Origin of the sequence: Bradyrhizobium yuanmingense, from assembly GCF_900094575.1 — a bacterium.
Lineage (GTDB): Bacteria > Pseudomonadota > Alphaproteobacteria > Rhizobiales > Xanthobacteraceae > Bradyrhizobium > Bradyrhizobium yuanmingense.
Genome location: NZ_FMAE01000049.1, coordinates 1 through 11,006, shown reverse-complemented (window position 1 = coordinate 11,006; position 11,006 = coordinate 1). Strand labels below are relative to the sequence as shown.

The following is an 11,006-nucleotide window of genomic DNA, read 5'->3' as shown; positions in this document are numbered from 1 at the left end:
ACGAGGCCGAGACCGATGTGCTGGCCTACATGACGTTCCCGCCGCAGCACCGCACCAAGCTGCACTCGACCAACCCGATCGAGCGCCTCAACGGCGAGATCAAGCGCCGGACCGAGGTCGTCGGCATCTTCCCCAATGAGGACGCTATCGTCCGCCTCATCGGCGCGATCCTGCTCGAACAGAATGATGAATGGGCCGTCCAGCGCGCCCGTTACATGACGCTGGAAACCATCGCGCGGTTGAGCGATGATCCAACCGTCAGCCTCCCGGCTATCGCCAGCTGACCAGTCCGGCTTTTGCCGGCGAACGCGGTGTCCCACCGCCAGTTACACCACGCTCAGGGACACGATCTCCAAGCGCGGTACGCGGCCAGTCCCCCGCGCTGGCCAGTTGGGCCGGAGTATTATTGGTAGCGTGAAACGCTACTGTTTGATTTCTCCGAGCGTCGTAAAAGGCAAGTCACCCTTTCCGAGGCCTGTACCACTCAGTCGTTTGTTCCTGACGTTTTGTATGGATTAGATGCGCTAGCGGTCCGATAGTCATCCAGGTTCCCGCCGAGAAATAGTACCTCACGCTCCTCAGTTGGGGTATCGCTCACCCAAGCCAGAGCGGGTTCGTCATTCTCAGTCCCGTCCTCGAGAATACTGACGATGTCTTCCGCCGTCCATGTTGTGACTCTCGGGACCGTGTAGGTGTGCAACTCATTCGCGTTTTCCGCGATTGCTTTGGCGCCATACTCGTTGTCATCGTCCGGCGAAAGGAGCAGTTGTGAGGCCTCCTCAGACAGTGACACAAAAGGCGAAGAACCGGTACCTCCCCTCATGTGCTCTGCCGCTGTGCGACCCAGATCAAGTCGTTGGCCTCCCCAGATATTCCAGGGGGCGGCCTCATAACGCAAAGCCGCCATGGAACGCAAATGGGCCATCGCGCTTTGACGGTCCAACGCATGTGGCTTGCAATGCCTGGCGTGGTTTTGAAAGCGCTCCAGCTCCACGTATGACGATGCCACCACGTCATCGTAAACGCGGCCACTGTCCACGCGGTCGACTGACGATCCACTCGCTCGTGACCATTTTGCTGATCTTTGCGCAGCGAGTTCGATTTCTCTTCTGAGTTCCGCAATGTTAGCGCACGTCAGCGTTGCGGCAAGTTGAGCGCGTGTTCTGACAAAGGATGCAGCCGTGCAGCGTTCATTCTCCGGGATAGCTTGCGCTCTCTTGTTACCGTCCGTTACCGTCCGGCTCGATCCGGCCCCAGGTGAAGCCAATGCTGCGAGGATTGGCCGAGACTCTCTAAGCCGCTGCTCAAAATCTGCTTGCGCTATCTCTTCCTGTTGAGGCTCGAGGTAATTCATCCGAGCCTCGGATCGGTTGACGTCCTCAAATGGGTCCATGTCGGTCTCCCTTTGGTAGCCTTGTCACTATCATTCGTACGAAGTTGATCCGATAAGGATCAGAAACCGAGACGCCCGCAATGTCGATAAAACGCACCGGCTCCGGTTCTCGAACCGATCGGTGTGTTGAGGGCATACGGGTCGGACTGACCGCCGATCCAAGTCATTCTTCTGTTCCAGAGCTTGGGCCATCAAGTCGGCCTGCCGTCCGGATAAAGATGCTGCGATGCTAGAAGGCTTAGCTGTCGAACAGCTGACCAGACTCAGTGCTTGAAGAAAACGCGGGGTCCTTTCCGACTACCCCCGCGAGCCTGTTGTTCATGCAGAGCAGAGTTTGGGAGATACGGCCATCGTCGCTATCCGCTCCACGGCAGGGCCGTGTGAAGGTCCGGGGAGAAGCAGCGCGGCGGAAGCGCTGCTATCGGTGACCTTGAGCGGCGTGGAGAAGTATGCCTGGGCCAGCTTGCATCGGCTCCGAGTGGATCTCCTTGAAATGCTCGTCAAGGTGCTAGCTGGATCCGAACAGCTGAGTCTGGCCGCAGCCGCCGGGCTCGTGTCCGGGCCGGGGTGGCGTGAAGCTTATTCCTCTGTCGGGACTGCTGAAACGAGACCTCGCGTCGGTGCGCCGGGGCGCTGGCCGTAAAACAAGAGCCGCGCGTGCGACTTCGATTCGGGCATCCGCAACACATGGGTAATGGCTTAACTGACAACATTAAAACGCTGTGCGGCCGCGAGACGTTGAACTGCCAACCAGAGCTTGACTGGGCCACAAACGATTCGGGTGCATAGAACCCGCGGCGGCAAGAACTGGCGCACGGGCGCCTCAGTTCGGAAAAGAAAAACGGCGCGTTGACGCTTGCAGCCGATGCGCCACACAATGCACCACAACGTTGGTCGCGCCTTACAAACATATCGCCGCACAAGCCTTTTAGTGTGACCTGCAGGCGCAGCAGAACAAAAAGATCCAGGGCAATCTCCGCGGTCGGTCGTATCGGCCCCTCCTTGCCATCTCCGAACCCCGGCGCGGTTCCGGTCAAAGTAGCGATAGATCTCAGGCACCGACGCATGAAAATGTGACTAGCATCAGTCTTCTTGGGTCGATCCAAAGCGACCAGCCCGGATGGCCGAAGGAGGCGGCTCTTGGCGCTCCGAGGGTTGCATTTCTGTTGCTAGTGGCAGGACGGCGATGGCTTAGGTCAGATCGCCGGGGCTGCGGTCGTCCACCATGCTGGCGCGGAGCGTGTCGTCCGTGATCTTTCGCGCCGGAGGTGGCCGCAGACCTCGAGGCTAGCCAGACGGTTCAAACCGGCATTGATGAAGCTGATAGCCTGCGATTCATCACGAGAGGCGCGCCCGACCTCATCTGCCGGTAAGTGACGCGCTCCGATACCCAACTGAGTGATTTCGTGAACGTTGATGCTCCGGGTGTTTGATTCTCCAGGGCCTTTGTGTTCACAAGTAACTGAGTCCCGTGCACATAGCGGGGCGCGCTCACGAAGGCGGCCTCGGGGACGGCATTCTTCCAAAGTCGCGTCGGTCATCATACCGATGGAAAAAGCGAGAACATGCGGCGCCTGCAAGACAATCACGCGAAGATCCGCAGCATCCTCGAATGCAGCAGGCGCCACGGTGCTGCAGAACAAAGCTCAGCGTCCAAGCAATGCTTTAGGCATCTATAATCTAGAATGTTTCATCGCATTATTAGATGGTTGGCTTGGCCCGGCCTTATTGATCGGATGTCGCTTTGCAACGGGGCAGCATGCGGCTGATCAGCAATGTCTCGCCTAATCTGTTTGTGTTCTCGAGCGCATCAATTCATGTCCCTCGCTTTGAGCCGGCGCTGCCAATTAAAGTCGCTGCAATCACGCAGCGCATGTTCGGGGAGCCTGATCAGAGACCATTTGGGCTAAGCGATGGACAGATAGACTTCGCAATAGAAGGGGATGCCAACAGACGATAGTAGATTGAAATACTCAACTATTGCGTTTGCGTGGTTTCGCCCTCTAAAAATCCTCTAATCGATCCTTGCTCGCCCGGTCGCGAGTCCAAACGTTCCGATCGCGAATGGGCATCAGAACACCTTCCTGAGAAGCAGCTGGCCTTGATGAATTCTGGAGCGCAGATGTGAGTGTACTCGTGTCGGATCAACTAGCCGCTGGAAACTGGCTGTCACGACAGCGTCAATCGGCGACCACCGTTGTCGAAGCTCTTTTGGGCTGCGCCTGCGCACAGAATATCATAGCACGTACCCGAATCTTCTTCGGGGAGAGCCCTCTAACATCAGCCGACGGTTTGTTATCCATGCCTCAAATCGGTTGCCCGGCGCACATTGAGCGTGAGCTTGCGCGAAAGGGCAGGGTGGTCGCTGATTTGTCCTCAACGCCCACCAACTGGCTCAGAGGCCGCCGCATTAAGGGTTGTGATGTCTTCGGTTAACTCCATGCTTCATCTCGGCCTAAATCTTCATGGCGCTGGTGGCCATTCCGCCGCGTGGCGCTGGCCAGGTACAAATCCAAGCGCCTTTTTCGATGTCGAGCACTACGTCCGGGCTGCGAAGGTTGCGGAGCGTGGTCTGCTGGATGCTGTATTCCTCGCCGATACTCCCGCGATAAGTTTCGACATTACGCACCAGCCACCGCTGAATGGGCTCGAACCTACCCTCGTTCTTGCGGTGATTGCACGCGAAACGCAGCGGATTGGCCTGATCGCGACAGCGTCGACGACCTACAATGAACCATACAATCTCGCTCGGCGTTTCCAATCGCTCGAGGTCATCAGCGGTGGCCGCGTTGCCTGGAACGCAGTCACGACGTCGAGCCCGGCGACGGTAGCAAACTTTGGCGGTCGAGAAGTCGGGCGAGTGGATCGCTACAGACGGGCCGAGGACTTCGTTGAAACGGTCCGCGCTCTCTGGCTGAGCTGGAGCGGCGAGGTGGTCATCGCCGATCAGGCTGCGGGAGTTTACGCAGATCAGAGTCAATTCCGCCTCCTGGATCCCGATACCAATAGTTTCGGCATCCGAGGCCCACTGACGCATCCCGCTTCGCCCCAAGGTCACCCAGTCATCGTTCAGGCGGGCGGTTCGGATCCCGGACTATGGCTTGGTGCCCGCAGTGCAGATGTCGTGTTTGCGGCCGCCGGGGACTTGACGACGGCTCTGAGGGAGGCAGAGCGCCTGCGTGCGCTCTCTCGGCAATTCGGCCGCCCTGCGGCTCCGCTCATCCTGCCGGGCCTTGTCACCTGTATCGGGGGCACCGAGGACGAGGCGGCTCGTCGCAAAGAAAACCTTGATGGACTGCTCGATCTGGAGCGCGCCCTCGGCGCCCTTGCAAGAAGCATGGGTGTGGCGGTCGAGAAGCTCAGCCTCGAGAGGCCAATCCCGGAGGAGATTCTGCCTGATGCAGATCATGTTCCGTTTTCTGTCGGTCACCATCGCACGATTGAAGCTCTGGCGCGTCAAGGTCGGACGGTTCGCGAGATCATCAGCAGCGTTCAAGCTTTTGGCCACCGCTTGCTTGTGGGTGCACCCGAGCAGATCGCGGATTCGATTGAGGCATGGTTCCGCGCCGGCGCGGTCGATGGTTTCAACATCATTCCGGATGTTCTCACCGATGGCACTTCAGCGTTTGTCGACAATGTGGTTCCCATCCTGCAGAAGCGCGGGCTGTTTCGCAAAGAATATCTGGGACAGACACTGCGAGAGCATTTCGGCATTTCTACTCCGTTCGAGCCGGCACGAGCCACAGCTAGCTCACCGCTCTGACGCTTCCTCAACACCAAATCTCTGGAGCCTGGATATGCATTTAGCCAATGCGCCGTCAGCGAGGCGCTTCACTGGCAAGTCCAACCGTCAAGCAAGAACACTGGCGGCTACCCTTGTCATGCTCTTGGGCCTGTCCCAATTGGCGCCCAGCGTTCATGCGCAGGAAGGCTTGGCCGGCAGCGTCAAGCGAGGAGGCGTTATTCGTTACGGGCATTTTCAAGAGCCTGCCTGCCTGTTCGGAGGATGGGTGCAGCAATGGTATCTGCAACGCCAGTACAGCGATAATCTGGTTGCGCGCAACGAGGACGGCAAGATTTTGCCATGGCTGGCCGAGTCTTGGACCATCTCCGACGACAAAAAGGTGTACACATTCGAGATAAAGCCGAATGTAAAGTTCACTGACGGGAGCGCCCTCGATGCGCAGGCCATCGCTGACAATATCAACGGGTGGCTCAGCAATGACCCCGATCTTCGCAATCCGACTGCCGCTCCTTATCTCGGCGAGAGCTTCGAATCGGCGAGGGCAATTGCTCCTCTGAGATTGGAAGTAAAATTGAAGGTGCCGTTCCAGCCCTTGCTGAACGTGTTCGCCCAATCCTCACAAGGCATTCTCTCGCCATCGGCACTCAAACGTGGACTTGCGGTCAATTGCGAGAACCCCGTCGGTTCAGGTCCATTCATTGTTGACAAGTGGCACCATGGGCGAGAAGTCACCTTCCGCCGCAATCCCGAATACAATTCGGCGCCGGCCACCGCCAGACATCAGGGGCCGGCTTACGTTGACGGGATCAGTTGGAAGTTTCTGCCAGATCAGACTGTCCGATACGGCTCGCTGATCGCGGGGGAGACCGATGCCATATACGATATTCCGGCTGTCGCATGGAAGGACGCCAACTTCCGCTTTCCAGTATTACGGCACCTGACGGGGGACCCCCCCCTGCGCCTCGCATTGTATACGGCCCGGCCCCCATTTGACGACGTGCTCGTCCGCAGGGCCTTTGCCTATTCTACTGACCGAAAGGCCGCGGTCGACACATCCTTCCTCGGCTCTTTACCGTCGAGGGCAACGGTGCGCTAAGTCAGAGCTCGCCGGAATACCTGCCTGAACTCGGGCAGTCCTATGGGTACGATATTCGCAAGGCCAATCAGCTGCTTGATCAGGCGGGTTGGACTGAGCGCAATCCTACGGGCGTTCGTGTCAAGAACGGTCGTCCGCTCATCGTGCGCATTTCCTATTCGTACGCTTTTCTCAAGCCGGATGGCGAGCAAGCCTTGCAAGTTGTCCAGCAGCAGGGACGGGCGGCCGGTTTTGACGTACGTCTTCAACCCACCAATCCGGCTGACTTCTTCGCCGGGAAAAACCTCGGACCCGATGATTATGAGGTCGTTCTCCTCTATTGGGTTGCCCCCGGCGCTGAGATATTCCGGATCTCGTGGAAGCCCGATCAGAATGGCGAGCCCAATCGCTTCAATCCCTCACGCTACCAGGATCTGATGCTTTGGGACATCATTCGAAAGGCGGAACAGAATTTCAATGGAGCTGAACGTACCGCCCTTTATCAGCAGGCGGAACGGAAGATCGTGGATGAGGCACCCGTTATTGGCCTTACTGTCCTGGACGTAACTTTGGCGACCAAGCCGACCCTGAAAGACGTCTGGCTGGACCGTGGGTCAGTTGGCGAACCTGTCTTCTATGATGCCCATTTTGACGACAAGAAATGATGCCATGAAGATAGCAACCCATCATGCCATTGTTTGGTTCACGCGCCGGATATTGGCCGGCGTGGTGGTGGTGTGGGCTGCCGCAACGTTTGCGTTCTTAATTCAGTGTGTGATGCCTGGCGATCGCGCCCAGATCATCATTAATGTGACAAGTGGCAACGTCGGGCCGGCGTCCGCGGCAGAACTCGCGGCGATCAATGCGAAATACGGCTTTGATCAACCACTCGTGGTTCAATACGGAAAATACATGCTGGGAATCCTGCATGGAGATCTTGGTGAATCCTACCAGCAGCATCGGCCTGTCGCAGGGATCATCGCGGATCAGATTGGGCCTACGATTATTCTGGCGGTCGCCGCGCTGCTGATTGCATGGATTATCGCCATCCTGACAACCTTGTTCATCGCCGGCAGAGACAACATATGGTCGAAGCTGCTCAAGGACACGCAAGTCTTTTTGGCAACAGTGCCGCCTTACTGGCTGGCCACAATTTTGCTGGTTGTTTTTGCGGTAAAGCTGCGCATTCTTCCGGTCATCGGTGGAAATTCCCCGGTCGGGCTCATTCTCCCGACACTTGCGTTGGCTCTTGAACTGTCGGGCTTTTTTGGACAAGTCGTTCAGAACGAGTTCACGCGCGTGCTCGAGCAGCCCTTCGTCACGTCCGCGCGGGCCCGAGGTATGAGTGATTTTGGCGTCAGGCTTCGCCATGTCCTCCGCCACGCCGCATTGCCCGGGATTACTTTGTCAGGCTGGGCGCTCGGCAAACTTCTTTCGGGCGCGATTTTGATCGAGGTGGTTTTCGCCCGTCAAGGCCTAGGTGGAGTCCTCGTCGCTGCAACGTCCTCGAGAGACGTTCCGATTGTCTCGGGAGCTGTTTTGATCTCTGCGGGCGTATTCGCTCTTGCCAATTTGATCGTCGATCTGACTTACCGGCTGGTCGATCCGAGGTTCAAGTTGACATGAGCATGTTCGCCGAAGTCACCATATCTCGTTCGCTCAAAGAAGTCCTGGCAATCACGCGCCATGTTCCCTTCCGGGTTACCGTCTCTCTTATAATAATTGGCCTCTTTGCCTTCGCGGCTATGGCCCCAAAGGTACTGCAGACGCACGATCCGCTCGCTATAGATTTGAGATCGTCATTGCAGTCTCCGTCGATCATTCATTGGTTGGGAACTGATCAATTGGGGCGAGATCTTTACTCTCGAATAGTCGAGGGGACGGGCCAATCCCTCGCCATCGGACTTGGCGCAACGGCGCTGAGCATGTTCATTGCGATCGTTATCGGCGTCGCCGCAGCTGGTGGCGTAGTCGATAGCATCCTCAGCCGGATTGTCGACGTGCTCTTTGCGATTCCCACGCTCTTGCTCGCCCTTGTGTTCGTGACCGTTTTTGGCCCGTCCCTATTGACTGAGGTCATAGCTGTCGGAATCGGCACAGCGCCAGGCTATGCGTGCATGATCAGGGGCCAGATGCTTGCCATCAAAGGGACAGGGTATGTGGAGGCCGCCAAGGTTCTGGGTCATCCATTTCCCCGTCCGGGGCTAGAGCGGGCAAGTTTCCTCGGGGCCAAGCTTGATTTTGCCTATATGCACGCCATGGCAGCGCAGGCATGCAACTTCGATGACGCCAGTCTGCGCAATTTAATTGATGCAACCGGCAGCCTATTTCATAGTTGCAGTATGAAAAGAACACGCTTTGACAACGCGATGCTCAGCGGGCTTCTCCTTTATCAGTGCGACGCGAGTAATGCTGTATTCGATGGCGCGGAACTGCAAGGGTCAACTATCAATGAATGCTTCCTTCCTTCCGCTTCCTTCCGCTTTGCTAAGCTGAGCCAAGTCGCTATCACGAAGACGCATCTGGCGGATTGCTCGTTCTTCCACTCAAAGGGAGACTGCTTATCGATCGTGCGTCCCACCTCCATCGATGGTCTTGTCTTGGAAGGTGCTCATCTTCCGTATCTGAGACTCTCAAAGGTGAGCGGGCGGATTCGGGCGAGAGCCCTGAGCGCCCCATTCGCTGATCTTCACCTGTCAAATCTCGCGAGCGCTGAGCTGGAACAGGCAGACCTCACCGAGGCGCGGCTTCTGTCCGTAGGCCTGTCCGACGCGAACCTCGTCGGTGCTGTGCTCAACAGTGCATCTATTCATTCCTGTCAGCTGGACGGAGCGGACCTATCTCAGGCATCAGGTGAGAGCATTTCGATAACAGAGAGCACAATGCGAGCCGCCAAACTCACCGGTTTTCGCGGCCGCTGCGCCTTTGTGCGCGACTGCGATCTCGAACATGCGGACCTATCACAGGCTTACCTCTACAGGTCGATGATCACCGGTGATCCGCCGCAATCAATGGCATTGGGTCACGCAAATCTCGAAGGCTCCAATCTCGTTCAGGCATATCTCGCCGCGGGTATGACCGATAGCAACCTGGAGGCAACGCGGGCCGCATACGTTCGCATGAACCAATCGTCCCTGCGCGATGCGAACCTGAGTGGGATATCGCCATTCCAGGCCAGCTTCGTGAAGGTCGACTTTTTAGGCGCTAAGATAACCACCGTTTTTTGCCGACCGTTGTCGGGGACTGCAGGTCGCTCTGGAGGGGGATCAGCTGAACGAGTCATCGAACTATCTGGCTGAACTCTCATCGTTGATGCGACGTGGTCGAGAAGGGTCAACCTGACTCCTTTGAAAACCGCAAGAACAGAGGGAGCTACAGTGCCCATGAGCTTAGATCAGTTTGATGCGGTCATTCGACTGTAAGCGGGCGTTGAAGCTCTTTGGAGCTCGTCTGCGTGCGCGGCCCACACAGGATGCCCCCGCCGCGCATCTTCCGAGATCCAAGCGCTCCACTCTTTTTGCGTTCAAGGAAACTGGAGTAAGAACATGCATCTGGCAGGTCTTTCCGCAGGCAAGGCGTTCATCCGGGAGGTCGCAAGAACAGGTCAGACCATTGGCACAGTACACACTCTGGGCGCCCTGCATCTTGGGCATGCAGAACTGATCAGAAGAGCGGCCTTGGAGAATGACGTCGCGATTGTCACAGTGTACCCGAACAAGATCCAGCTTAGACCAGGTGGGAGCTACAATTTCAATTTGGACGATGATATTGGACTTGCCCTACGTTCGGGAGCGACTGCCGTGATCTCCTCGAGCGACACCGAAATGTTTCCGCCTGGCTATCGAACGTTCGTATCGCAAGGTGACTATCATTTGCGTTTAGATGGGCCTGAGGCGTGCTTGAAGGAAGCCCTGACCGGTGCGGTCCGCTGGATCTGCTATGCGCGGCCAACTCGCAGCTACTTCGGCCTGAAAGATATCGGTCAGGCGATCCTGGTGAAGCGCGCCGTTGCAGACCTCCTTCTCGATTGCGAGATAAGGTTTGTGCCGACCGTGAGAAGAATGGAGTGCCGATTTCGTCGCGCTTAAGGCGATTTAGCCGGTCTGAGCTTGATGAGCTGTCATGCCTCTTCACGGCACTCAACCAGATCGTCCGAGGAGCGTCGAGCGTCAAGGACCTTGTAGCGTCGGCTGCATCTCACATAAAGTTCCGACGGTTCAAATTCGATTATCTTCGGATTGTCGGCGGTGACAGCTTCGAAGATCTAGAGCAGGTCAAGCTCCCTTTCATCATTATCGGCGCGGCAACGGCTCACGGCCTGAGGGTTTTCGAGTATCTATGTTCCAGATCAGGATACCCTCCTAAATGGTGCTCCGGATCTCTGGATCGATCTGTCTAAGCACTCGTAGCTAGACCATTATTCACCGCATGGCCTTCACGGAACTAGGGCTCGGACTCAATTGATCCAATAGGCAACGATGGCGGCGAGATGGACGGCAGCCAAGAAGTTCGTGGCTAGTTTGTCGTAGCGAGTTGCGACACGCCTGAAATCCTTGAGGCGGCAGAAACAGCGCTCGATGACGTTGCGCCCCTTGTAGGCGCGTTTGCTGAAGCTGTGGAGAGTGACCCTGTTGGATTTGTTTGGAATGACGGGCTTGGCACCACGATCGACGATTTCGGCTCGAAAGCCATCGCCGTCGTACCCTTTGTCGCCAATGAGGGCAGACATGGGTGGCGCGAGTTCCAAAAGGGCTGGCGCTGCGGCAATATCAGCGTCCTGGCCTGGAGTGAGA

General features: G+C 57.1%; 8 protein-coding genes and 1 pseudogene. 7 read left to right on the top strand and 2 right to left on the bottom strand.

Translation table 11 applies throughout. The features are described from left to right. The coding region (locus GA0061099_RS37995) for a transposase (protein ID WP_199751070.1) at positions 1 to 284 on the top strand (284 nt) is incomplete at its 5' end. Between the two features lie 200 nt (positions 285 to 484). On the opposite strand, the gene GA0061099_RS37990 is transcribed toward GA0061099_RS37995, so the two are convergent. Further along, positions 485 to 1,393: a hypothetical protein gene (locus GA0061099_RS37990; RefSeq protein WP_036032052.1), complete on the bottom strand. Its 909-nt coding sequence runs from the start codon at positions 1,391 to 1,393 to the stop codon at positions 485 to 487. A gap of 2,422 nt (positions 1,394 to 3,815) precedes the next feature. On the opposite strand from GA0061099_RS37990, the gene GA0061099_RS37985 reads away from it, so the two are divergent. The 6 genes and pseudogenes from GA0061099_RS37985 to GA0061099_RS43325 all read left to right on the top strand — a co-directional run bounded on the left by GA0061099_RS37985 (position 3,816) and on the right by GA0061099_RS43325 (position 10,612). Then, a complete protein-coding gene (locus tag GA0061099_RS37985) occupies positions 3,816 to 5,156 on the top strand; it encodes an NtaA/DmoA family FMN-dependent monooxygenase (protein ID WP_036032050.1) in 1,341 nt (446 codons plus the stop codon). A 34-nt stretch (positions 5,157 to 5,190) separates the two neighbouring features. Further along, a complete protein-coding gene (locus tag GA0061099_RS42920; protein WP_276325029.1) occupies positions 5,191 to 6,234 on the top strand; it encodes an ABC transporter substrate-binding protein in 1,044 nt (347 codons plus the stop codon). Continuing rightward, positions 6,192 to 6,878, top strand: a complete 687-nt coding sequence (locus GA0061099_RS42915) for an ABC transporter substrate-binding protein (RefSeq protein ID WP_225115151.1) — start codon at positions 6,192 to 6,194, stop codon at positions 6,876 to 6,878. Before GA0061099_RS42920 ends, GA0061099_RS42915 begins: the two co-directional genes overlap by 43 nt. 4 nt (positions 6,879 to 6,882) lie before the next feature. Then, positions 6,883 to 7,839, top strand: a complete 957-nt coding sequence (locus GA0061099_RS37975; RefSeq protein WP_225115148.1) for an ABC transporter permease — start codon at positions 6,883 to 6,885, stop codon at positions 7,837 to 7,839. Continuing rightward, complete coding sequence (locus GA0061099_RS42565; RefSeq protein ID WP_225115147.1) at positions 7,836 to 9,512, top strand: pentapeptide repeat-containing protein; 1,677 nt, start codon at positions 7,836 to 7,838, stop codon at positions 9,510 to 9,512. Before GA0061099_RS37975 ends, GA0061099_RS42565 begins: the two co-directional genes overlap by 4 nt. A 246-nt stretch (positions 9,513 to 9,758) precedes the next feature. Continuing rightward, positions 9,759 to 10,612 (top strand): annotated as a pseudogene (locus GA0061099_RS43325) (pantoate--beta-alanine ligase). Between the two features lie 57 nt (positions 10,613 to 10,669). Here GA0061099_RS43325 and GA0061099_RS37955 read toward each other — a convergent pair. Beyond that, positions 10,670 to 11,006 (bottom strand): IS5 family transposase (locus GA0061099_RS37955; protein WP_074448590.1); only part of this gene is annotated, 337 nt, incomplete at its 5' end.